Source organism: Streptomyces sp. NBC_00873, from assembly GCF_045207415.1.
Lineage (GTDB): Bacteria > Actinomycetota > Actinomycetes > Streptomycetales > Streptomycetaceae > Streptomyces.
Genome location: NZ_CP108803.1, coordinates 7,301,751 through 7,324,307 on the forward strand (window position 1 = coordinate 7,301,751; position 22,557 = coordinate 7,324,307).

A 22,557-nucleotide genomic window follows, 5' to 3' on the forward strand; every position below is an offset into this window, starting at 1 on the left:
GATGTTGAACGGTGGGTATTCCCCTGGCGTGAGGGAGAGCGCAAGGGTGAAGATCGGACACACCCCGCAGTCTTTGTGATCTAGGGGTTTCAATCATCACCCACCCAGGTAGGGTCAGGAAGCGTCCAGCTCCCCTTGGAGGAGGTGAGGACCGTGGCAGCCCACGACGACGACATCAACCGCGGCATCCGGCCCGGGCGGGGGTCCGAAGACCCAGCCGGCCAGGTCGCCTATCTTGAGCAGGAAATCGCCGTCCTGCGACGTAAGCTCGCCGACTCTCCGCGCCATACGAGGATTCTCGAAGAGCGGATCGTCGAGTTGCAGACGAACCTCGCAGGCGTGTCCGCACAGAACGAACGGCTCGCCAACACCCTGCGCGAGGCCCGCGACCAGATCGTGGCCCTCAAGGAGGAAGTCGACCGGCTCGCACAGCCGCCGGCCGGCTTCGGAGTCTTCCTGCAGGGCAACGAGGACGGCACTTGCGACATCTTCACCGGGGGCCGCAAGCTCCGGGTGAACGTCAGTCCCAGTGTCGAGATCGACGACCTCCGGCGCGGCCAGGAAGTCATGCTCAACGAAGCGCTCAACGTGGTCGAGGCCATGGAATTCGAGCGGGCCGGGGACATCGTCACCCTCAAGGAGATCCTCGAGGACGGCGAGCGCGCCCTGGTCATCGGGCACACCGACGAGGAACGAGTGGTACGGCTCGCCGAACCGCTCCTCGACATCAACATCCGGCCCGGCGATGCGCTCCTGCTCGAACCCAGGTCCGGTTACGTCTACGAAGTCGTCCCGAAGAGCGAGGTCGAGGAGCTCGTCCTCGAAGAGGTTCCGGACATCGACTACGACAAGATCGGCGGCCTGGGCGACCAGATCGAGCTGATCCGGGACGCGGTCGAGCTGCCCTACCTCCACCCCGACCTCTTCAAGGAGCACGAACTGCGGCCGCCGAAGGGCATCCTGCTCTACGGTCCGCCCGGCTGCGGCAAGACACTCATCGCCAAGGCCGTCGCCAACTCCCTGGCCAAGAAAGTCGCGGAAGTCACCGGCCAGCCCGCCGGAAAGAGCTACTTCCTCAACATCAAGGGTCCGGAGCTCCTCAACAAATATGTCGGTGAGACCGAGCGGCACATCCGTCTCGTCTTCCAGCGGGCCCGCGAAAAGGCCGGCGAGGGTACCCCCGTCATCGTCTTCTTCGACGAGATGGAATCCCTCTTCCGCACCCGCGGATCCGGTGTCAGCTCGGACGTGGAGAACACGATCGTCCCCCAGCTGCTCGCCGAGATCGACGGCGTGGAGGGCCTGGAGAACGTCATCGTGATCGGCGCCTCCAACCGCGAGGACATGATCGACCCCGCGATTCTCCGGCCCGGCCGTCTCGATGTGAAGATCAAGATCGAGCGTCCGGACGCGGAGGCGGCGAAGGACATCTTCGGGAAGTACCTCACGCCTTCTCTGCCGCTGCACGCCGACGATCTCGCCGAGCACACCGGTTCCAAGGAAGCCGCAGCTCACGCCATGATCCAGTCCGTCGTCGAGCGGATGTACACCGAGTCCGAGGAGAACCGCTTCCTCGAAGTCACGTACGCCAACGGCGACAAGGAAGTCCTGTACTTCAAGGACTTCAACTCCGGCGCGATGATCCAGAACATCGTCGACCGGGCCAAGAAGATGGCCATCAAGGCCTTCCTCGACCAGGGCCAGAAGGGCCTTCGCGTCTCCCATCTCCTCCAGGCGTGTGTGGACGAGTTCAAGGAGAACGAGGACCTTCCCAACACCACCAACCCCGACGACTGGGCCAGGATCTCCGGCAAGAAGGGCGAGCGGATCGTCTTCATCCGCACCCTTGTCACCGGAAAACAGGGCGCAGACACTGGTCGCTCCATCGACACGGTGGCAAACACCGGGCAGTACCTGTAGAACGCAGACGCGCTGCGGATGCCCGGCCGGGCATCCGCAGCCGGTTGCTTTCCGGACAGCTCCCACGACACCGGAGCAATGACGTAATTGATCTCCCCACCAGCGCAGAGGCGCTCTAGGCTCTTCCGTACCGCCCCATCGCGCAGTGCGGGGACGGGCACCGCACACGCACCGGACAAGCAGCGGTACTTGAGCGCCGATCCCGGAAGGGAACGCCGCCGGGCAAGGAGGGCCGCATGACCGTACGGCGAGTAATGGGCATCGAGACGGAGTACGGCATCTCCGTGCCCGGACACCCCAACGCCAATGCCATGCTCACCTCGTCCCAGATCGTCAACGCCTACGCGGCGGCGATGCACCGGGCGCGACGCGCCCGCTGGGACTTCGAGGAGGAGAATCCGCTGCGCGACGCGCGAGGCTTCGACCTCGCCCGCGAAACCGCAGACTCCAGCCAGCTCACCGACGAGGACATCGGCCTCGCCAATGTCATTCTCACCAACGGTGCCCGGCTCTACGTCGACCACGCACACCCCGAGTACAGCTCGCCGGAGGTCACCAATCCGCGGGACGCCGTCCTCTGGGACAAGGCCGGCGAACGCGTCATGGCCGAGGCCGCCGAGCGCGCGGCCCAGCTCCCCGGCGCCCAGCCGATCCATCTCTACAAGAACAACACCGACAACAAGGGCGCCTCGTACGGCACGCACGAGAACTACCTGATGAAGCGGGAGACCCCGTTCTCCGACATCGTGCGCCACCTGACCCCGTTCTTCGTCTCCCGCCAGGTCGTCACCGGCGCAGGCCGCGTGGGAATCGGCCAGGACGGCCACGAACACGGCTTCCAGATCAGCCAGCGGGCGGACTACTTCGAGGTCGAGGTCGGCCTCGAGACGACTCTCAAGCGCCCCATCATCAACACCCGCGACGAGCCCCACTCCGACGCCGAGAAGTACCGCCGCCTCCATGTGATCATCGGCGACGCGAATCTGTCGGAGATCTCCACCTACCTCAAGCTCGGCACCACGGCGCTCGTCCTGTCCATGATCGAGGACGGCTTCATCAACGTCGATCTGGCCGTCGACCAGCCGGTGCGCACCCTGCACCAGGTTTCCCACGACCCGACCCTGCAGCATCTGATCACGCTCCGCAGCGGCCGGACACTCACCGCGGTGCAGCTTCAGATGGAGTACTTCGAGCTGGGCCGCAAATACGTCGAGGAGCGGTACGGGGCGGACGCCGACGAGCAGACCAAGGACATCCTGATCCGCTGGGAGGACACCCTCAACCGACTGGAGAACGATCCGATGAGCCTGTCGGGCGAGCTCGACTGGATCGCCAAGCGGGAGCTCATGGAGGGCTACCGCCGCCGCGACGGCCTGGACTGGGACGCGGCCCGGCTGCACCTGGTGGACCTCCAGTACGCCGATGTGAGGCCCGAGAAGGGCCTCTACAACCGTCTCGCGGCCCGCGGGAAGATGAAACGCCTGCTGGACGAGCGCGAGGTCGAGCAGGCCCGTACGAAGCCCCCGGAGGACACGAGGGCGTACTTCCGCGGCCGCTGTCTCGAACAGTACGCGGACGACGTCGCCGCGGCCTCCTGGGACTCGGTCATCTTCGATCTGCCGGGCCATGACTCGCTGCAGCGGGTCCCCACCCTGGAACCGCTCCGGGGGACCCGTAACCACGTCAAGGAGCTCCTGGACCGCTGTCGCACGGCGGAAGAGCTGGTCCGGGTGCTGTCCGGCGGCTGAAACAGCCGCCGACTGGGAATCATCGAGATGGTCCCCGGGCGTTGTAGAGAACTACCGGGCCAATGTCGGACCTCGTAGGTAGGGTCTGATCAAGTGCTTCGAACCGAGCGGGGTGAGCTACATGGCGACCAAGGACACCGGCGGCGGACAGCAGAAGGCGACACGCTCCACCGAGGAGGTCGAGGAGCAGGCGCAGGACGCGCAGACTGCCGACGACCTCAAGGAGCGGCAGGAGAAGCTGAGCGACGATGTCGACTCGGTTCTGGACGAAATCGACGATGTACTCGAGGAGAACGCAGAGGATTTCGTTCGATCCTTCGTTCAGAAGGGTGGAGAGTGACCTCGCCTTCGAATCGAAGGTCGAGGGTGAGGGTGCTGGAGTGCTCAAGTTGAGTGAGTCGAAGCGATGCGCGCGGTGCCAGGAGCCAAAACCGTGGGCGGAGTTCGCCAGCAACTCGAGACGCCCGAAGGGCACAAGTTCTGCCGCACTTGCGGGGAGACCAAGCCGCACGGTGAGTGGGACCGAAACCGTCGGGCTTCGGATGGCTTCGCCACGCTCTGCAAGCCCTGCAAAGCGGTGAAGGGGCGTGCGGGCCATCTCAAGCGTCAGTACGGCATGACCGAAGCCGAGCGCGACGAGATGATCTCGTCGCAGATGGGCATCTGCACGATCTGCCTGGCTGCCCCCGCCGTGCATGTTGATCACTGTCACGAGACGGGTAGGGTCCGGGGCGTACTGTGCTTCAACTGCAATTCGGCCATCGGCAAGTTGGGAGATGATCCTGACACCTTGCGCAGGGCCATCGCTTACCTGGAGGGAAACGCGTGGAAGCCAACACTCGTAGCACCGGGCGTCTACCAGCTGCCTTCCTGACGCCGGGATCCTCTTCGTTCATGGACTTCCTGTCCGACCATTCTCCCGAGATGCTCCCGGGCAACCGGCAGCTGCCGCCCCTGCAGGGGGCGATCGAGGCGCCGCACGGGACCACCATCGTCGCCGCGACGTTCCCCGGTGGCGTGGTGCTCGCCGGCGACCGGCGGGCGACCATGGGCAACATGATCGCGCAGCGCGACATCGAGAAGGTCTTCCCGGCCGACGAGTACTCGGCGGTGGGCATCGCCGGTACGGCCGGGCTCGCCGTGGAGATGGTCAAGCTCTTCCAGCTGGAACTGGAGCACTTCGAGAAGGTCGAGGGGGCCCAGCTCTCCCTGGAGGGCAAGGCGAACCGGCTCTCCACGATGATCCGCAGCAATCTGGCCATGGCCATGCAGGGCCTCGCCGTGGTTCCGCTCTTCGCCGGCTTCGACGTCGACCGCGAGAAGGGCCGGATCTTCTCGTACGACGTCACCGGTGGCCGCTCCGAGGAGCAGGGCTACGCGTCCACCGGCTCCGGGTCGATCTTCGCCCGCGGGTCGATGAAGAAGCTCTACCGCGAGGACCTGACGGAGCAGGAGGCGCTCACCCTGGTCGTGCAGGCGCTGTACGACGCCGCGGACGACGACTCGGCGACCGGCGGTCCCGATGTGGCCCGGCGGATCTATCCGATCGTCACCGTCATCACCGACGAGGGCTTCCGCAGGCTCGCCGATCCGGAATCCTCCGACATCGCGCGGTCGATCCTGGAGCGCCGGATGGAACAGCCCGACGGCCCGCGCGCCGCGCTGCTCTGATCCGGATCCCGAGGCTTCTTCGATGCACTCGTCACTGACAGAAAGGGACGGATAGCCGGTGTCGACGCCGTTCTATGTCTCACCTCAGCAGGCCATGGCCGACCGGGCGGAATACGCCCGGAAGGGCATTGCCCGTGGTCGCAGCCTGGTTGTGCTGCAGTACGCCGACGGCATTGTGTTCGTCGGCGAGAACCCGTCCCGTGCGCTGCACAAGTTCAGCGAGATCTATGACCGGATCGGTTTCGCCGCCGCCGGTAAGTACAACGAGTACGAGAATCTGCGCATCGGCGGTGTCCGTTACGCCGATCTCCGCGGATATACCTACGACCGCGATGATGTGACGGCCCGTGGGCTGGCCAACGTCTATGCGCAGACCCTGGGCACCATTTTCTCCAGTGCGGCGGAGAAGCCGTACGAGGTGGAGCTGGTGGTCGCCGAGGTGGGCGTCGAGCCCGAGGGCGATCAGATCTACCGGCTGCCGCACGACGGCTCGATCGTGGACGAGCACGGTTCGGTCGCGGTGGGCGGCAATGCGGAACAGATCAGCACGTTCCTGGATCAGCGCCACCGTGACGGAATGACCCTGGCGGAGGCGCTCAAGCTGGCTGTGCAGGCACTGTCCCGTGATCCCAATGGGAGCGAGCGGGAGATTCCCGCGGAGCGCCTCGAGGTGGCGGTCCTGGACCGTACACGCCCTCAGCAGCGGAAGTTCAAGCGGATCGTCGGGCGGCAGCTGGCGCGGCTGCTGGAGGCCGACGGCGGGGCCACGCCGACGGACGCCCCGTCGGACCTGGAGGACGGCGAGGGGGGCGAGGCTCCCACCGATGTCACGAAGTCGTCGGGGGCTGCGGAGTCCGCGGAGCCGCCGGCATCCCCGGAGTCGTCCGAGGAGTAGTCCTGCCGGATGTTCCTACGCCCCGGTCCACCGTTCGCGGCGGGCCGGGGCCTCGTCATGAACGGGGCGGCGGGGGCCCGGAGGAGCCGCGGACGACCAGGTGCACCGGCAGGCTGCCGGGTTCGGCCGGGCAGCCGTCGAGCACGGACAGGAGGGCGGTCATGCCGCGCTCGCCGACCTGCTCGGCGGGGAGCTGAACGGTGGTGAGTTCGGGTTCGACGGCGGTCGCCAGAGCCAGGTCGTCGAAGCCGGTGACGGAGAGGTCGTCGGGGACCCGCAGGTTGAGCCGGCGGGCGGCCTTGCAGGCGCCCGCGGCAAGGATGTCGTCGTCGCAGATGATCGCGGTCGGTCGGGGGCCGGGGGCGGCCAGAGCGTGTTCCGTGGCTTCCCGGCCGGCCCGTACGTCGAGCCGTGCCGGGACGGTCCGTACGGAGGTGCCGGGCACGCCCCGCAGGGTGTCGCGGACGGACCCGGCGCGAACGGCGAAGGTCCAGGAGTCGATGGCCGACGCCAGGTGCAGGAAGCGGCGGTGGCCGAGGGTGAGGAGATGGTTCGTAACCTGCCGCATGCCGTCGGCGATGTCCAGGTTGACCCGGGCCGCGACGCCGGTGTCCGCGGGGTCGCTGTCCAGCATGACCAGAGGCAGGTCGGCGCCGCGCAGGGCGTCGAGGGCGTCGGCGGCCATGGACGAGGCGATGACCCCGTCGAGGGCGGCGCGGGCGGAGGCGAAGGGGTCCCTGGCCGGACCCGTGCCGTCGGGGGAGGGGTAGAGGACGACCCCGAAGTCGTGTTCGGCGGCGACGGCGGCGGCGCCGGTGTAGACACGCGCGAAGAATTCGTTGGTGAGCGCCGGGACGACCAGCAGCGCGGTCCTGGTGCGGCCGAGGCGCAGGCTGCGGGCGGCGAGATTGGGCCGGTAGCCGAGGTCCTGGGTGGCGGCGCGGACGCGCGCGGCGGTCGCCTCGGAGACCCTGCCGCGCCATTTGCCGCCGAGGACGAGCGAGACGGTGGCCTGGGAGACGCCTGCGGCCCGCGCGACGTCGCGGCTGGTGGGCCGGGCCGGGGCGGGCTGGGATGCGCTGGTCACGGAGACCTCCGGGCTGGGCGTGTGCGGTGCTGGTGCGGGCGGTGAGGTGGACCTGAGGACAGGGCACATGGTACGTATGAAGCTCGACGTTATACGTAAAACCTCAGGTGTCCGGAAGGCGCCCGGCGGAGAGGGGCGGACATGGCCGCGGGCTATCTGGACATCCTCCGGGCGCGGCATGCCGCACGGCTGCTGATCGGCACGCTGGTGGGACGGCTGCCGAGCGGCACCGCCCACATCGCGATCGTCCTGTTCACCCGGGCCGAGGGCGGCAGCTACACCCTCGCGGGGGCGCTCGCGGCGGTGTACGGCCTCGCCACCGCGGTCGGGCAGCCCCTCCTGGGCCGGGCGGTGGACCTGTACGGCCAGCCGCGCGTCCAGCTCCCCGCGTCCGTCGTCTCGGCGCTGGGCATGTCCCTGCTGGCTCTGGTGGGCCTCGGATCGCTTCCGCTGGCCTACGGGGCCGTGATCGTGGCAGGGGTGTTCACGCCGCCGCTGGAGGGCGGTCTGCGGGCGCTGTGGCCGACGGTCCTGGGGAGGGAGGACCGGGTGCACCGGGCGTACGCCATGGACGCCGTGGCCCAGGAGGTCATGTTCACCGTGGGCCCGCTGCTGGTGACGGTGCTGGTCTCGCTCTGGTCGCCCGCCGCCGCGCTGCTCGTCATCAACGCGATAGGAGTGCTGGGCGCGCTCTCCGTGGTGGTGTCGGAGCCCTCCCGTACCTGGCGCTCGGCGCCCCGCGAGGCGCACTGGCTGGGTGCGCTGCGCTCGCCGGGGCTGCTGGCGCTTCTCGGTTCCTTCTTCTTCGTCGGGGTCGCGCTGGGCTCGATCACGGTGGCGGGCGTCGCGTACGCCGACGATCACGGCCGGGAAGCGGTCTACGGCTGGCTGATGGCCGCGCTCGGTCTCGGCGCGCTGATCGGCGGGGCGGTGTACGGGGCACGTCAGTGGGCCGGAGCGCCGGAGCGCCGGCTGCGGGTCATCGTCGCGCTGCTGGCCCTCGGCTATCTGCCGCTGATGCTGACACCGGATGTGGTGGCGATGACCGCCCTGGCCGCGCTGGCCGGGGTGTTCCTGGCGCCGGCGATCGCGTGTTCGTTCATCGTGGTGGACCGGCATGCTCCGCGGGGCACGGTGACGGAGGCATTCTCCTGGCTCGTGACGACGTTCGGGGTGGGCGCGGCGGCGGGAACGGCCCTGGCGGGCCCGGCCGTCGAGCTGGGCGGTACGGCGTGGAGCTTCGCCGTCGCGGGGGCCGGTGGAGTGGCCGCACTGATGGTTCTGCTGGCGACGGGAAGGGTCCTCGCAGTTCCCGGGCGTACGGACGTTTCCGTGCAGGGATCGGAAAATGATCAAAACGGTGCTGTCCAACCCGGTTTCAGCTCGGGCCATCAGGCGTAATGTTCAGTCATGGACCGCCGCATTTTCGGGCTGGAGAACGAGTACGGCGTCACGTGCACGTTCAGGGGACAGCGCCGACTGTCTCCTGATGAAGTGGCGCGCTACCTCTTCCGCCGTGTCGTGTCATGGGGCCGCAGCAGCAATGTCTTTCTGCGGAACGGCGCCCGCCTCTACCTCGACGTGGGATCGCATCCGGAATATGCAACCCCCGAATGCGACAATCTGACCGAGCTGGTCACCCACGACAAGGCCGGCGAGCGCATTCTCGAAGGCCTGCTTGTCGACGCCGAACGCCGCCTGCACGAGGAGGGAATCGCGGGCGACGTCTATCTCTTCAAGAACAACACCGATTCGGCGGGAAACTCCTACGGGTGTCACGAGAACTACCTCGTGGCGCGGCACGGAGAATTCTCCCGGCTCGCGGACATCCTCATTCCCTTCCTCGTCACGAGGCAGCTGATCTGTGGTGCGGGCAAGGTGCTGCAGACCCCGCGTGGCGCGGTCTACTGCGTCAGCCAGCGTGCCGAGCACATCTGGGAGGGCGTCAGTTCCGCGACGACGCGCTCCCGTCCGATCATCAACACCCGTGACGAACCGCACGCGGACGCGGAGCGGTACCGCCGCCTCCATGTCATCGTCGGTGACTCCAACATGTCCGAGACGACGATGCTGCTCAAGGTCGGCGCGACGGACCTGGTGCTCCGCATGATCGAAGCGGGCACGGTGATGCGTGATCTGACGCTGGAGAACCCGATCCGGGCGATCCGTGAGGTCAGCCACGACATCACCGGTCAGCGCAAGGTGCGCCTCGCCAGCGGCCGCGAGGCGTCCGCCATCGAGGTGCAGCGGGAGTACTACGAGAAGGCCGTGGACTTCGTCGACCGCCGCGGCATCCGCACCGGCACCGTCGAACAGGTCCTGGAGCTGTGGGGCCGTACGCTCGACGCGGTCGAGGCCGAGGACCTCGACCGGATCGGGACCGAGATCGACTGGGTGATGAAGTACAAGCTCATCGAGCGGTACCGGGCCAAGCACAACATGACGATGTCGCATCCGCGGGTCGCCCAGATAGACCTCGCCTACCACGACATCCACCGGCGCCGCGGGCTGTACTACCTGCTGGAGCGGAAGGGGCAGGCCGCCCGCATCTGCAACGACCTGAAGATCTTCGAGGGCAAGTCCGTGCCCCCGCAGACCACCCGGGCGCGGCTGCGCGGTGACTTCATCCGAAGGGCCCAGGAGCAGCGGCGGGACTTCACCGTCGACTGGGTCCACCTCAAGCTCAACGACCAGGCGCAGCGCACGGTGTTGTGCAAGGACCCGTTCCGTTCCGTGGACGATCGAGTGGAGAAGCTGATCGCGGGTATGTGACCGGGCGCAGGACGCGCCTCGGCTCTTGTGCGACGCGGGCCCCGTACGTTCCTCGTGCGGGGCCCTGTGCACGCCCTAGAGTGTCGGGGACCCAATCAACTGTGCCGTCTGAGATCTGAGGAACCAGTGCGCCGACTTGCCGGCCTTCTCGTTGTCCCCCTGCTGCTGTTGACAGCGGCGTGCGGCGGCAACGGCAAGGGATCCGACTCCGCTTCAGCCTCCGCCTCGAATAACGCGTTTCCCGCGATCACCGCGGGTGCGAAGTTCGGTGAAAAGCCCACCCTGTCCAAGGGAGAGGGCGATCCTCCCAAGGATCTGAAAACGCGTGTCGTCAGTGAGGGAAAGGGCGCGACGCTGAAGAACGGCGACGCGATCCAGGTCAACTACCTGGGGCAGGCGTGGGACTCCACGAAGCCGTTCGACAACAGTTTCGACCGTAAGCAGCCGTTCGATCTGACCCTCGGTGCCGGCATGGTCATCAAGGGCTGGGACCAGGGCCTCCTCGGGAAGAAGGTCGGCAGCCGCGTCCAGCTCGTCATTCCGCCGGACCTCGGTTACGGCGCGCAGGGCCAGGGCGACATCAAGCCGAACGCCACCCTCGTCTTCGTCGTGGACATCCTGAAGGCGACGCACATCCCGGCGTCGGCCCAGGGCACCGCGGTCGCCCAGGACAACATCGACCTGCCGAAGGTGGGCACCAACACCGACGGCAAGGCTCCGACGGTCAAGATCCCGGAGAAGACCGACCCGCCGAAGAAGCTCGTCTCCAACTACATCCTGGAGTCCAAGGGCGAGGTCATCAAGGAGACCGACAGCGTCGTCGTGAACTACGTGGGCCTGCTGTGGAAGGACGGAAAGACGTTCGACAGCACGTACGCCACGGGCAAGACCCAGACCTTCCCGCTGGCCCAGGTGACCCTCAAGGGGCTGAAGAACGGCCTGATCGGCAAGAAGATCGGCAGCCGTGTCCTGCTGGTCATCCCGCCGGACCAGGCCTTCGGTGACAAGGCTCAGCAGTCCATCCCCGCCAACTCCACCCTGGTCTTCGCCGTGGACCTGCTGGCAAAGATGTAAGACTGTCCCGGTTGCCCAGTTATTCATGTGGAGGAGCAGTTCAGTGAGCATCGAGAAGCCCGAGATCGACTTCCCGGGCGGCGAGCCGCCGGCCGACCTGGAGATCAAGGACATCTGGGAGGGCGACGGCGCGGTCGCCAAGGCCGGCGACATGGTCAAGGTCCACTACGTGGGCGTGGCCTTCTCCACCGGCGAGGAGTTCGACGCGTCGTGGAACCACGGCACCCCGCTGCAGTTCCAGCTCGGCGTCGGTCAGGTCATCTCCGGCTGGGACCAGGGCGTGCAGGGCATGAAGGTCGGCGGCCGTCGCCAGCTGACCATCCCCGCGCACCTCGCATACGGTGACCGCGGCGCCGGCGGCCGTATCGCCCCCGGCGAGACGCTGATCTTCGTCTGCGACCTGATCGCCGTCTGATCCCTCCCTCGGACACATCACGAGGGCCCGTGCGGGACCGCACGGGCCCTCGTGCCGTGGAGCGTGGACTCCAGGAGGGTGCTGAAGATCTTGGCCGCTCTCGCGGCGCCGAGATCTTCAGCACCCTCCTCGCTTTTGTCCGGACACTCCGGAGCGGTACGGTCGAGGGTCGTAGAGCACGTAGAGAAAGGGCGCCGATGGCGATTGCCAAGGCCGAGCGGCTGATGAACCTGGCGCTGTGCCTGCTGGGGACCCGGCGCCCGCTCAGCAAGCGCGAGCTGCGCGGTTCCATCGAGGCCTATCTGGAAGCGGGCTCCGACGAAGCCTTCAACCGGATGTTCGAGCGGGACAAGGACGATCTGCGCGAGCTCGGTCTGGTCATCGAGACCGTGGAGAACCTGGACGGCGACATCGGCTATCTGGCCCGCCGGGACAGCAACCGGCTGCCGCCGATCACGCTGGACGCCGAGGAGGCCGCGGCGCTCGGCCTGGCGGCAAAGGTGTGGCAGCAGGCCCGGCTCGCGGGCGCGGCCAGTGGCGCGCTGCAGAAGCTTCGCGCCGCCGGGATGCCGGAGGCCGAGGACGCGTACGAGGTGCACAGCGCCCTCGAGCCCCGTATCCCGGTCCATGAGGCAGCGTTCGAGCCGTTGATGCTGGCGTGCCGGGACCGCCGTCCGGTCACCTTCGACTATCGCAAGGCCAACGCCGCCCGCCCGGAGCAGCGCCAGGTCGAGCCCTGGACGCTCGAGTGCTGGCGCGGTCACTGGTATCTGGCCGGCTGGGACCGGGACCGTCGTGCCGAGCGGGTGTTCCGTCTCTCCCGGATCACCGGCCGGGTCCGCTCGCGGGCCGGGGTCTTCACTGCCGAGGTGCCCGACGTGGTGACCGTCCGGGAGACCGTCGAGAGCTGGGCGGGGGAGACGGCGACCCGGACCGCGCTGATCCGGCTGCGGTCCGGCTCCGGATACCCGCTGCGCTCGCGGGCGATATCGGTGCGGGAACTCGGCGACGGCTGGGAAGAGTTGGAGATTCCGTACGGACACGGTCTCGACGCCTGGCTCGTCGAGTTCGGCCCGGACGTCGTCGTGCAGGAACCCGCGGATCTGCGGGCCGATGTGGTGGACCGGCTGCGTGCCGTGGCCGAGGACTGAGGAGGGACCGTATTCATGGCGACGAACGCGATCGACCAGACGCGCCGGATGCTGTCCCTCGTGACGTATCTGAGGGAGCGCCCCGGCGCCCATGTGCAGGACGTGGCCCGGGCATTCGGGATCACCGAGGACGAGCTGATCTCGGACCTCGACGTCCTGCCCATGTGCGGGACGAGCTTCCGGGGCGGCGATCTGCTGGACATCGACACCGACGGCGACCGGATCTGGTGGCACAACCCGGACGACGTGGCGGAGCCGCTGCGGCTCGCGGCGGACGAGGCGACGGCCCTGCTGGTCGCGGCGCGCGCCGTGGCGACGCTGCCGGGGCTGCGGGAGAGCGACCGGCAGGCACTGCTGCGGGCCACCGCCAAGCTGGAGACGGCGGCCGGTGAGGTCGGGGCGGCGAGCTCCCGGCTCTCGGTCACCTTCGAGTCCGAGGGCGGCGTCTTCGCCGATGTCGACCGGGCGATCTCGGAGCGGCGCCGGCTCTGGCTGCGGTACTACTCACCCGCGCGCGACGAGCTCACCGAGCGCGAGGTGGACCCGATCCGGCTGTTCGCCGTGGGGCATACGTACATGGAGGCCTGGTGCAGGTCCTCCGAGGACCGGCGTACGTTCCGGCTCGACCGGGTCGCCGAGATCCGGTTGCTGGACGAGCCGTCCGCACCGCCGGAGCTGGAACTGCGGGACCTGTCCGAGGGGCTGGTGCAGCCGGCGGCCGAGGACCCCGAGGTGGTGATCGAGGTCGGGCCCGGTGGCCGGTGGGTCGCCGAGTACTACCCGCACGACAGCGCGGAGGAACTGACCGACGGCGGACTGCGGATCACCTTGCGCACGCCCGATCCGGCGTCGCTGCGCAGGCTTGCGCTGCGGCTCGGCGGGGAAGGGCGCATCGTCGCCCCACCGGAGCTGGCGCAGAGCGCGCAGCAGGCGGCGCGGGCAGCGCTCGCCGCCTACGACGGCCCTGCCTGAACGGATACCTGAGGAGATGTGAGCAATATGTCCGTGATGTCGGGTATCTCAACTGTGGTGGTACCGGAGTCCGTACGGTTCAAGGCGGCCTGCCCGGACTGCCGCGGGCGCTTCGAGCTCGCGGCGGGTGCCCTGCGCCTTGCCATCGGCTCCAGCCGTCGCACCACGTTCTACTCGTTCACCTGCCCCGAGTGCGGCGCTGCCGTCCGTAAACCCGCGGGGGAGCGGATAGTGGAACTCCTCACGGGTGGGGGCGTGCGGACGCTGCGCCTCCACACCAGCCTTCAGAACTCCTGACACACGGACACCCGGCTCCTGCGACACCTAGACAACATCGAGGCTCTGCGCATGTTCTGGCCCATGCTCGCCATCGCCCTGGGATTCCTCGGGATCGCCGTCCTCGGCGTACTGGCCATCAAGGTGTTCGTCGAGGCCCAGCGCCTGGGGCGACAGGTGACCCGTACCACTCGGCGCATCAACCGGGCGGCCGAGGATCTCGAACGGGCCGCAACCGATCTCGCCGCCACCGGCGAGGCGTTGCGCTGACACGGACGAGGAAGCTGTGCGCCGGACCGGTCGATCGGGGCGGGCGGGGCCTCCAGTTTCTCAGGTTCGGAGGGTACGCTGCTGATGGCGGCCCTGAGAGCGAGGCATGGGCCGTAATCGCAAGGATGCTTGGGTATTGCCCTGCGTTTACTCCTGCGGGATACGATCGCTGACAGTACGAAGATCGGGCGTCTGTCCGACGCTCGATCAGCCCCACCCCTGCTGCCTCGGTGAGAAGGTACACGCATATGTTCGGAAGGCTCGGCGCTCCCGAGATCATCCTGATCCTCGTTGTCATTGTTCTGCTGTTCGGCGCGAAGAAGCTTCCTGACATGGCTCGCTCGCTCGGCAAGTCGGCCCGCATCCTCAAGAGCGAGGCCAAGGCGATGAAGTCCGAGGGTGCCGCGACGGCCACCCCCGCGGACCCGCCGAACGATGCCGCCCAGGACCAGGCCGCCCCGCGCACCATCAAGGCCGCGCCCGGCGATGTGACGAGCTCGCGTCCGGTTGCCGAGCCGACCGACTCGACCAACCGCTGACAACCGGGCCGACGCAGGCGCCGTGATGGTGACCACCTGCTGCACGAGATGAGGACGTGGGTTGCTCAAGTCTGCCCGCACGCAGGAGACGGACGCAGAGGGCCGCATGCCCCTGGTGGAGCACCTGCGTGAGCTGCGTAACCGGCTGGTGAAGGCTCTGCTGGCGATCGTCGTCGTCACGATCGTCGCCGCGTTCTTCTACAAGGGGATCATCGAGTTCTTCACCGACCCGGTGCTGAAGGCGGTCGGTTGTGATTCGAGCTTCGCCGAACTCGCGAAGAAGGAGGACGGCACCTGTGCGCGCATCGTCCTGAACGGTCTGCTGACGCCGTTCACCCTTGCGCTCAAGGTCTCCCTCATGGCGGGTGTCGTCCTTTCGTCACCGATCTGGCTCTACCAGCTGTGGGCGTTCGTCGCCCCCGGTCTGCACAAGCACGAGAAGAAGTACTCGCTCGCCTTCGTCGGCGCGGGCTTCCCGCTCTTCCTCGCCGGTGGCTTCTTCGCGTACAAGACGCTGCCCACGATGGCCAAGGTCCTGCTGGACTTCTCGCCGGCCGGCCTGGACAACCAGCTGCCGCTCGATGACCTGCTGGACCTGATCACGCGCATGGTTGTGGTCTTCGGACTCTCCTTCGAGCTGCCTCTGCTGCTCGTCATGCTGAACCTCGGCGGGGTCATCACCGGCAAGCGGATGCTCGGCTGGTGGCGCGGGATGATCATGGGAATCACGGTCTTCGCCGCCCTGGCCACGCCCAGTACGGACCCGCTCACCATGCTGGCCCTCGCCGGGCCGATCTGGGTCCTGTACTTCTGTGCCACTGCACTCTCGCTCCTCAACGACCGCCGCAAGGCACGGCGCGCGGCGGAGGGACCCGCCGATGACGAGGCGTCGGAGCTGGACCTGACCCCCGAGGACATCGGTGAGATCGAATCGGTGTCGACGTCCGGGTCGCTGCCCGCGCAAGCGGGGCCGGACCGTGACCGGGTGAACGGTTACGACGACATCACCTGACCTTGTAAGGTCCCCCGGGTGACCAGCGAGATCACCCTTTTCGTCAATCCCACCGCAGGACGCGGCCGGGGCGCGCACGCCGCGCAGCCGGCCGCTTCCGCGTTGCGGGCCGCCGGATTCTCCGTGCGCACGGTGCTGGGCGAGGACGCCGACGACGCGCTGCGGCGGGCCCGTGAGGCCGTCGCGGGCGGGACCGGTGCGCTGATAGCCGTGGGCGGGGACGGCATGATGTCCCTCGCCCTCCAGGCCGTCGCCGGGACCATGACACCGCTCGGCGTCGTCGCCGTCGGCACCGGCAACGACTTCGCCCGCGCCCTCGGCCTGCCGATACGGGACCCGGCCGCCGCCGGACGGCTCGCGGCCGAGGCGCTCAAGGGCGGCAGCGTCCGCGAGATCGACCTGGGCCGGGTCGGGGAGCGATGGTTCGGTTCGGTGCTCGCCTCCGGCTTCGACTCCCGGGTCAACGACCGGGGCAACCGGATGCGCTGGGCCGGCGGGCGGTTCAAGTACGACCTGGCGATCCTCGCCGAACTCGCCGCGTTCAGACCGATCCCGTACCGCATCAGGCTCGACGGCGGACCGGTCCAGGAGATCGAGGCGACGCTCATCGCCGTGGGCAACGGGTCCACGTACGGCGGCGGAATGCGGATCTGTGCGGACGCCGTCATGGACGACGGGCTCTTCGACGTGACCGTCGTCGGGGACTGCAGCCGTACCACCCTGCTCAAGGTGTTCCCCCGCGTCTACAAGGGCACGCACCTCGGCCATCCTCAGGTCACCGTGCACCGGGTCTCGTCGATCGAGCTGGTCGCGGCCGGTGTCACCGCGTATGCGGACGGTGAACCGCTCGGCGCCCTGCCGCTCACCGCTACCTGTGTGCCGGGCGCGGCCAGGGTTCTTGCACAGTGAATTAAAGATCGCGCTGACTGTCAGAGGTGACGGGTAGGCTCGTAACCAAGATGACAGAGGACCTCTCACCAGCTGAGCGATACCAGGCATTCCGGATCCGCGTCGCCGAGCAGGCCACGGCACTCGCGCCCTTCCGTGAGTTGTACGAGTTCGGTCTGGACCCGTTCCAGATCGATGCATGCAAGGCCCTGGAGGCGGGTAAAGGGGTGCTGGTCGCGGCCCCGACCGGGTCGGGCAAGACGATCGTCGGCGAGTTCGCCGTGCATCTCGCGCTGCGCCAGGGCCGCAAGTGCTTCTACACCACACCGATCAAGGCCCTGTCCAACCAGAAGTTCACCGATCTGGTCAAGCGTTACGGCGCGGACAAGGTCGGCCTGCTGACCGGCGACAACAGCGTCAACGGGGACGCACCCGTGGTCGTCATGACCACCGAAGTGCTGCGGAACATGCTGTACGCGGGCTCCCAGGCGCTTCGCGGCCTCGGCTATGTGGTGATGGACGAGGTGCACTACCTCTCCGACCGCTTCCGCGGCGCGGTGTGGGAAGAAGTGATCATTCATCTGCCGGATTCGGTGACCCTGGTGTCGTTGTCGGCGACCGTGTCCAACGCCGAGGAGTTCGGCGACTGGCTGGACACCGTCCGCGGTGACACCGAAGTCATCGTCTCCGAAAACCGGCCCGTGCCGCTCTGGCAGCACGTCCTGGCGGGCCGCCGGATGTACGACCTCTTCGAGGAGGAGACCGACCACGGCGGCCGTGGCGTCGGCCGCCGCGAGGTCAGCCCCGACCTCGTCCGGCTCGCCCGCATGGAGAACCAGCGCGGATACAACCCGCGCGAGCGCCGCCGCGGAAAGATGGTGCGGGAGGCCGACCGCGAGCGCGAGCGGCGCCAGCGCAGCAAGATCTGGACCCCGTCCAGGCCCGAGGTCATCGACCGGCTGGACGCCGAGGGGCTGCTGCCCGCCATCACCTTCATCTTCAGCCGGGCCGGCTGCGAGGCCGCCGTGCAGCAGTGTCTGCAGGCCGGACTGCGGCTCAACGACGAGAACAAGCGGCGTCTGGTGCGGGAGATCGTCGAGGAGCGGACGGAGTCCATTCCTCCCGAGGATCTCCATGTCCTCGGCTACTACGAGTGGCTCGAAGGTCTGGAGCGAGGCATCGCCGCGCACCACGCGGGCATGCTGCCGACCTTCAAGGAGGTCGTCGAGGAACTCTTCGTACGCGGGCTCGTCAAGGCGGTCTTCGCGACGGAGACCCTCGCCCTCGGCATCAACATGCCCGCGCGATCGGTGGTGTTGGAGAAGCTCGTCAAGTGGAACGGGGAGCAGCACGCCGACATCACCCCGGGCGAGTACACCCAGCTGACCGGGCGTGCCGGGCGGCGGGGCATCGACATCGAGGGCCATGCGGTGGTGCTGTGGCAGCGCGGCATGGACCCGGGGGCGCTGGCCGGACTCGCGGGTACGCGTACGTATCCGCTGCGGTCCAGCTTCCGGCCCTCGTACAACATGGCCGTGAACCTGGTGCAGCAGTTCGGGCGGCACCGGTCGCGCGAGCTGCTGGAGACCTCGTTCGCCCAGTTCCAGGCCGACCGCTCGGTCGTCGGGATCTCCCGGCAGGTACAGAAGAACGAGGAGGGTCTCGAAGGCTACCGCGAGGGCATGACCTGTCACCTCGGCGACTTCGAGGAGTACGCACGGCTGCGCCGCGATCTCAAGGACCGGGAGACGGAGCTCGCCAAGCACGGCGCGTCACAGCGGCGGGCCGCCGCAGCGGCGTCGTTGGAGAAGCTGAAGCCGGGCGACGTCATCCACGTCCCGACCGGGAAGTTCGCCGGGCTGGCCCTGGTGCTGGACCCGGGGCTGCCCGCCGGGCGGGCCAACGCGCATCGCGGGCTCGAATACAACGATGGGCCGCGGCCGTTGGTGCTCACCGCCGAGCGGCAGGTCAAGCGGCTCGCCTCCATAGACTTCCCCGTGCCGGTCGAGGCGGTGGAGCGGATGCGGGTGCCGAAGTCGTTCAACCCGCGGTCGCCGCAGTCGAGGCGCGATCTGGCGTCGGCCTTGCGGACCAAGGCAGGGCACATCGTGCCGGAGCGGCACCGCAGGGGGCGGGCCGAGGCCGCTGACGACCAGCAGATCGCCCGCTACCGGGCCGAGTTGCGGGCCCACCCGTGCCATGGGTGCAATGAGCGCGAGGACCATGCGCGGTGGGCGGAGCGCTACCACCGGCTGCAGCGGGACACGAAGCAGCTGGAGCGGCGGATCGAGGGGCGGACGAACACGATCGCCCGCACCTTCGACCGGATCGTGGCGCTCCTTACCGAGCTGGACTATCTGCGGGGCAATGAAGTCACCGAGCACGGGCGGCGATTGGCCCGGCTCTACGGCGAACTGGACCTGCTGGCCAGCGAGTGCCTGCGGGCAGGGGTCTGGGAGGGGCTGAACCCGGCGGAACTTGCCGCGTGTGTGTCGGCGCTGGTGTACGAGGCGCGGCAGGCGGACGACGCCGTGGCGCCGAAGCTGCCGTCCGGGCCGGCGAAGACGGCGATGGCCGAGATGGTCCGTATCTGGGGGCGGCTCGACGCCCTGGAGGAGGACTTCAAGATCAACCAGGCGGAGGGGGTCGGGCAGCGGGAACCCGATCTCGGATTCGCCTGGGCCGTCTACATGTGGGCGTCGGGGCGGACGCTGGACGAGGTGCTGCGCGAGGCGGAGATGCCCGCGGGGGACTTCGTACGGTGGTGCAAGCAGGTCATCGATGTGCTGGGGCAGATCGCGGCCGCGGCGCCGCCGGGCGCGGGCGCCGGGTCCGTGGCGCGCACTGCACGCAAGGCAACGGATGCGGTGCTCCGGGGGGTTGTGGCGTACAGCTCGGTGGGGTGACGGGGAGTGCGCTGCGGGTTCGCTCGACCGGGCCTGGGACGGGGCGCCTGCGGCGGCCCCGCCCGAGCCCGCCCACCGGGTGCGGGCGCAGCTGAAGGAGGCGTACGGGACGCTGCAGGCGGCGACCCGGGCGGGGGCTGCGCCGGACGAGCAGGAGCCGGCACTCCGGGCCGACCTGGTCTTCGGGCTGATCGAAGGCGTGATCCTGGTGAGCCGGAACGGCCGGTGGCCGCGTTCGCGGAGGCGACGGCGGATGCGGCGCTGCCTGCCAGGGATCGTGGGCGCGTAGCGCGCGTAGCCCGCGCACCGTTGCTGGTGGACGCGTACCCCGCGGACCCTCCCCGGACGTGCCTCGGCCGGTCCGCTGGGTGCGGACCGGCCGGAAGCTCACGCTCCTTCGTCGTTCAGGGACCGGCAGGGGGCACCCTCTGGGTCCGATTGCTCTTCATCGCCACTCCGGCGCAGGCCAGCCCCAGCAGTACGGCCAGACCGCCGATGATGACGTTGTTGAGGATGACGCCCATGTCGGGGCTGCTGCCGACGACCCACGGCGAGATGATCATCCAGATGCCCATGGCGCAGATGGCCCAGCTCAGGCCGTACATCCGGTCCGGCATCACCGTGAACCCGAGTCCCAGCACCGCGATCGCGATCCCCATGATCAGGTTGTGCTGCACGAGGGTGGGCTGGCTGGCAGTGAAGTGAAGTACCCAGGGCGAAATGGCGCAGTAGAGGCCGACGAGGAACACCGGTCCGTCGACGAGCGCCACATCGCGACCACCGAGCATGCGGGCATAGCGCTCCCGCATTTCGGAAACATCCGGATGACTGGTGATGTCAGCGCGGGTGTGTGAGACGTTGGACATGAGAGTCGTCTCCTTCGATCCTGCAGGCCCGACCGCGGTGTGAGGAAGGTGTGCTGTAGGCGCCTGCGCCACCATTCTGCGCTTATCTCGGCCTTATGTGTACATTTCGAACCATGTGGATCTTATGATTCCTGGGCGTCCAGGCGCTGGGCCAGGACCGCCGGCTCGGGTGTGCGCAGGAGCCGGTCCCCGTACCCCGGCAGCGGGCCGCGCAGGGGCTCCGTCCGGCGTGGCGGGATCGCGCCCATGCCGTACACACGGCGGAGACCGGCCGGGCGGTGACGCAACCCCGGCCGGCCCGACTTGCAGGCCGAGACGTACGGTCTTCGACGCGCTCTCCAACGCGCTGGTGGGGATGCTGGTCCGCCGGCGTGAGTCGATCATCGGTATCAACACGTTCCTGCTGCTGCCGCTGACCTTTCTCTCGTCCTCGTTCATGGCGCCGAGCCGGATGCCGTCCTGGATGCGGCAGATCGCCGACTTCAACCCGGTCAACTGGGCGATGGTGGCGGGCCGTTCGGCACTGACCGCCGATCCCGGCTGGTGGCTGGTGCTCAGCCGCGCGGGAGCGCTGCTCGTCGTCGCGGCGGTGGCGGTCCGGCTGTCGACCCGCACCTTCCGCTCGTACCAGAAGTCCGTCTGACGGTGCGTGCGGCCGCGGGGTCAGGAGAGCGCCGCGTCGTGGAACCGGTCCGGGAGGGTCTCCCCGGGCCGGCTCCTCGACTTCCGGACCGCGCGCAGCACCAGAAAGACCAGCAGGCCGAACGGCGACAGCAGAATCGTCAGCACCAGCAGAGGGCTCATCACCAGCGCGGGGACACCCAGCCGGCGGCCCTCCAGGAACATCCACTGGCCGAGCAGCAGGTCCCACGCGATGACCTGCGCCCAGATCGCCCCCGCCCCGTTCGCCAGCACGGTCAGGTCGCGGAACGTGTCGATGTTGGGGCTGCGCACGGCAGTCCACAGTTCGGGGAAGACCGGTACGGCCATCAGCAGATACACGGCCAGCACCGGCAGAACGGTCAGCGGGGACGCCGCGAGGCGCGCGGTGGGCCGCGAGTGCGGCGCCAGGATCATGAGCAGCCAGAAGGGCGCTGCCAGCCAGAACGAGACCTCGAAGAGTGCGCCGGTCATGCCATGAGCTCCTTCTCGACGGAATCCGCGGTGCGGAGTACGGGAATCGGTCGCAGCGCCGCATACGTTCCGGCGGCGGTGGCGGCCAGGGCGAGTGCCGCGGCGGTGAGCGTCGCGCCGTCCGGATGAATCAGTGACTGCCCGCGCAGCGCCTGCCACGCGACGAGGGCGACGACCGCCGCGTACGCGCCTGATGCGACGAGCATCAGGCGCAGCCGGACCCGTGGATCGCCCAGCCGGGGAAAGCGCGGGGCCAGCGCCACCAGGGCGAGCAGGAGCAGCGGGAGCAGCTGGAGCGCATGCATGCCGACGAAGTGCGGGATGCGCAGATCGCCGCCGGTCGTCGACCAGCCGGTGAGCGGCATCGAGGGGCCGCCGTCGGGTACGCCGACGGAGTGTGCGCCGATCACATCCGCGGTGTCGAGGTTCCCGGCAGCCCGCTGCTCGGGAGTCGGCTGCGTCATCAGGAAGCCGATTCCCGCGCCCGCCAGCGCTATGAACACCCCCGAGCGGATCGCGAGGGCGGCGGCGCGGTCCTGGATACGGGCGCGCAGCAACAGGATCGCGATGACCAGGGTTCCGGTCCAGAGGACGGCGACGGTGACGCCCATCGCGGTGAACAGCCGCTCGTCGAACGGGGTGGCGTGGTTGAAGTGGCTGCGCTTCCCGCGGATGACCTGCGCGGTGATGATCGCCATCTCGGCGAGGCTGGAGACCACGACCACGGTCCCGGCCCACCAGCCGGTGCGCCGGCCGCGGGTGAGGAGCGTCAGCATCCAGGCGAGCGCCAGGGCGTACGCCACGAACGAGACCGCGAACTTGAAAGGCTTGAACCAGATCGCCGAGCCCGCGAGGACCCGGTCGTCGACCAGGAGCCCCACTCCGGAGACGACGGCCATGACGGCCATCGCCGCGGCGAAGAGGACTAACGGGCGGTGCCAGGAACGCCATGACGGCATGG

The 22,557-nt window shown here is 68.4% G+C and carries 22 protein-coding genes and 2 pseudogenes; 20 read left to right on the forward strand and 4 right to left on the reverse strand.

Annotated elements, in window-relative coordinates:
- The first annotated feature begins 153 nt into the window (after positions 1–153).
- From arc to prcA, 6 genes are all read left to right on the forward strand, one after another.
- Positions 154–1,920, forward strand: coding sequence for a proteasome ATPase (arc, locus tag OH809_RS33680; protein WP_327247297.1), 1,767 nt, complete (start codon positions 154–156; stop codon positions 1,918–1,920).
- A 236-nt stretch (positions 1,921–2,156) separates the two neighbouring features.
- The gene (dop, locus tag OH809_RS33685) at positions 2,157–3,668 is read left to right on the forward strand and encodes a depupylase/deamidase Dop (protein ID WP_406417866.1); all 1,512 of its coding nucleotides are present in this window, start codon (positions 2,157–2,159) and stop codon (positions 3,666–3,668) included.
- Between the two features lie 121 nt (positions 3,669–3,789).
- Positions 3,790–4,008 (forward strand): ubiquitin-like protein Pup, encoded by a 219-nt coding sequence (locus OH809_RS33690; RefSeq protein ID WP_406417865.1) that lies wholly within the window; start codon positions 3,790–3,792, stop codon positions 4,006–4,008.
- Between the two features lie 93 nt (positions 4,009–4,101).
- Positions 4,102–4,542 (forward strand): endonuclease VII domain-containing protein, encoded by a 441-nt coding sequence (locus tag OH809_RS33695; protein WP_406417864.1) that lies wholly within the window; start codon positions 4,102–4,104, stop codon positions 4,540–4,542.
- Complete coding sequence (gene prcB / locus OH809_RS33700; protein ID WP_406417862.1) at positions 4,494–5,339, forward strand: proteasome subunit beta; 846 nt, start codon at positions 4,494–4,496, stop codon at positions 5,337–5,339. The genes OH809_RS33695 and prcB overlap by 49 nt, the downstream gene beginning before the upstream one ends.
- A 58-nt stretch (positions 5,340–5,397) precedes the next feature.
- Positions 5,398–6,234 carry a proteasome subunit alpha gene (gene prcA / locus OH809_RS33705; protein WP_393300351.1) on the forward strand — a complete coding sequence of 279 codons (837 nt, stop codon included), beginning with the start codon at positions 5,398–5,400 and terminating at the stop codon, positions 6,232–6,234.
- 55 nt (positions 6,235–6,289) lie between these two features.
- On the opposite strand, the gene OH809_RS33710 is transcribed toward prcA, so the two are convergent.
- Positions 6,290–7,321 carry a LacI family DNA-binding transcriptional regulator gene (locus OH809_RS33710; protein ID WP_406417860.1) on the reverse strand — a complete coding sequence of 344 codons (1,032 nt, stop codon included), beginning with the start codon at positions 7,319–7,321 and terminating at the stop codon, positions 6,290–6,292.
- A gap of 141 nt (positions 7,322–7,462) precedes the next feature.
- On the opposite strand from OH809_RS33710, the gene OH809_RS33715 reads away from it, so the two are divergent.
- The 13 genes and pseudogenes from OH809_RS33715 to OH809_RS33775 all read left to right on the forward strand — a co-directional run.
- Positions 7,463–8,722, forward strand: a complete 1,260-nt coding sequence (locus OH809_RS33715) for an MFS transporter (RefSeq protein ID WP_406417859.1) — start codon at positions 7,463–7,465, stop codon at positions 8,720–8,722.
- Between the two features lie 9 nt (positions 8,723–8,731).
- On the forward strand, positions 8,732–10,093 hold the full coding sequence (gene pafA, locus OH809_RS33720; protein WP_393300360.1) for a Pup--protein ligase: 1,362 nt from the start codon (positions 8,732–8,734) through the stop codon (positions 10,091–10,093).
- Positions 10,094–10,219: 126 nt separating this feature from the next.
- A complete protein-coding gene (locus OH809_RS33725; protein ID WP_406417856.1) occupies positions 10,220–11,167 on the forward strand; it encodes an FKBP-type peptidyl-prolyl cis-trans isomerase in 948 nt (315 codons plus the stop codon).
- Positions 11,168–11,210: 43 nt separating this feature from the next.
- Entirely contained in the window at positions 11,211–11,582 is a 372-nt protein-coding gene (locus tag OH809_RS33730) for an FKBP-type peptidyl-prolyl cis-trans isomerase (protein WP_037700522.1), read from the forward strand.
- A gap of 197 nt (positions 11,583–11,779) precedes the next feature.
- Entirely contained in the window at positions 11,780–12,733 is a 954-nt protein-coding gene (locus OH809_RS33735; protein WP_406417855.1) for a helix-turn-helix transcriptional regulator, read from the forward strand.
- 15 nt (positions 12,734–12,748) lie between these two features.
- A complete protein-coding gene (locus OH809_RS33740; RefSeq protein WP_406417853.1) occupies positions 12,749–13,705 on the forward strand; it encodes a helix-turn-helix transcriptional regulator in 957 nt (318 codons plus the stop codon).
- 27 nt (positions 13,706–13,732) lie between these two features.
- Entirely contained in the window at positions 13,733–14,002 is a 270-nt protein-coding gene (locus OH809_RS33745) for a hypothetical protein (RefSeq protein WP_406424821.1), read from the forward strand.
- Between the two features lie 51 nt (positions 14,003–14,053).
- Positions 14,054–14,251, forward strand: coding sequence for a hypothetical protein (locus OH809_RS33750; RefSeq protein ID WP_406417851.1), 198 nt, complete (start codon positions 14,054–14,056; stop codon positions 14,249–14,251).
- Between the two features lie 248 nt (positions 14,252–14,499).
- Positions 14,500–14,790 carry a Sec-independent protein translocase subunit TatA gene (gene tatA, locus OH809_RS33755; protein ID WP_266987647.1) on the forward strand — a complete coding sequence of 97 codons (291 nt, stop codon included), beginning with the start codon at positions 14,500–14,502 and terminating at the stop codon, positions 14,788–14,790.
- A 61-nt stretch (positions 14,791–14,851) separates the two neighbouring features.
- Positions 14,852–15,802 carry a twin-arginine translocase subunit TatC gene (gene tatC, locus OH809_RS33760; protein ID WP_406417849.1) on the forward strand — a complete coding sequence of 317 codons (951 nt, stop codon included), beginning with the start codon at positions 14,852–14,854 and terminating at the stop codon, positions 15,800–15,802.
- An 18-nt stretch (positions 15,803–15,820) separates the two neighbouring features.
- On the forward strand, positions 15,821–16,711 hold the full coding sequence (locus OH809_RS33765; protein WP_406515997.1) for a diacylglycerol kinase: 891 nt from the start codon (positions 15,821–15,823) through the stop codon (positions 16,709–16,711).
- A 50-nt stretch (positions 16,712–16,761) separates the two neighbouring features.
- The gene (locus tag OH809_RS33770; RefSeq protein ID WP_406515998.1) at positions 16,762–19,596 is read left to right on the forward strand and encodes a DEAD/DEAH box helicase; all 2,835 of its coding nucleotides are present in this window, start codon (positions 16,762–16,764) and stop codon (positions 19,594–19,596) included.
- 73 nt (positions 19,597–19,669) lie between these two features.
- Positions 19,670–19,860 (forward strand): annotated as a pseudogene (locus tag OH809_RS33775) (TetR/AcrR family transcriptional regulator); the annotation flags it as partial.
- A 140-nt stretch (positions 19,861–20,000) separates the two neighbouring features.
- Here OH809_RS33775 and OH809_RS33780 read toward each other — a convergent pair.
- Complete coding sequence (locus OH809_RS33780; protein ID WP_406417843.1) at positions 20,001–20,462, reverse strand: SPW repeat protein; 462 nt, start codon at positions 20,460–20,462, stop codon at positions 20,001–20,003.
- Positions 20,463–20,781: 319 nt separating this feature from the next.
- Here OH809_RS33780 and OH809_RS33785 point away from each other — a divergent pair.
- Positions 20,782–21,105 (forward strand): annotated as a pseudogene (locus OH809_RS33785) (ABC transporter permease); the annotation flags it as partial.
- Positions 21,106–21,125: 20 nt separating this feature from the next.
- Here the strand turns inward: OH809_RS33785 and OH809_RS33790 are convergent.
- The gene (locus OH809_RS33790) at positions 21,126–21,596 is read right to left on the reverse strand and encodes an ABA4-like family protein (RefSeq protein ID WP_406515999.1); all 471 of its coding nucleotides are present in this window, start codon (positions 21,594–21,596) and stop codon (positions 21,126–21,128) included.
- Entirely contained in the window at positions 21,593–22,555 is a 963-nt protein-coding gene (locus OH809_RS33795) for a hypothetical protein (protein WP_406516000.1), read from the reverse strand. The genes OH809_RS33790 and OH809_RS33795 overlap by 4 nt, the downstream gene beginning before the upstream one ends.
- Between the last annotated feature and the right edge of the window lie 2 nt (positions 22,556–22,557).

Coding starts and splice junctions, on each gene's coding strand:
- dop (WP_406417866.1), top strand. CDS start 2,157: ATGACCGTACGGCGAGTAATGGGCATCGAGACGGAGTACGGCATCTCC.
- OH809_RS33690 (WP_406417865.1), top strand. CDS start 3,790: ATGGCGACCAAGGACACCGGCGGCGGACAGCAGAAGGCGACACGCTCC.
- OH809_RS33715 (WP_406417859.1), top strand. CDS start 7,463: ATGGCCGCGGGCTATCTGGACATCCTCCGGGCGCGGCATGCCGCACGG.
- pafA (WP_393300360.1), top strand. CDS start 8,732: ATGGACCGCCGCATTTTCGGGCTGGAGAACGAGTACGGCGTCACGTGC.
- OH809_RS33735 (WP_406417855.1), top strand. CDS start 11,780: ATGGCGATTGCCAAGGCCGAGCGGCTGATGAACCTGGCGCTGTGCCTG.
- OH809_RS33740 (WP_406417853.1), top strand. CDS start 12,749: ATGGCGACGAACGCGATCGACCAGACGCGCCGGATGCTGTCCCTCGTG.
- OH809_RS33745 (WP_406424821.1), top strand. CDS start 13,733: ATGTCCGTGATGTCGGGTATCTCAACTGTGGTGGTACCGGAGTCCGTA.
- OH809_RS33750 (WP_406417851.1), top strand. CDS start 14,054: ATGTTCTGGCCCATGCTCGCCATCGCCCTGGGATTCCTCGGGATCGCC.
- tatA (WP_266987647.1), top strand. CDS start 14,500: ATGTTCGGAAGGCTCGGCGCTCCCGAGATCATCCTGATCCTCGTTGTC.
- OH809_RS33770 (WP_406515998.1), top strand. CDS start 16,762: ATGACAGAGGACCTCTCACCAGCTGAGCGATACCAGGCATTCCGGATC.
- OH809_RS33780 (WP_406417843.1), bottom strand. CDS start 20,462: ATGTCCAACGTCTCACACACCCGCGCTGACATCACCAGTCATCCGGAT.
- OH809_RS33790 (WP_406515999.1), bottom strand. CDS start 21,596: ATGACCGGCGCACTCTTCGAGGTCTCGTTCTGGCTGGCAGCGCCCTTC.
- OH809_RS33795 (WP_406516000.1), bottom strand. CDS start 22,555: ATGCCGTCATGGCGTTCCTGGCACCGCCCGTTAGTCCTCTTCGCCGCG.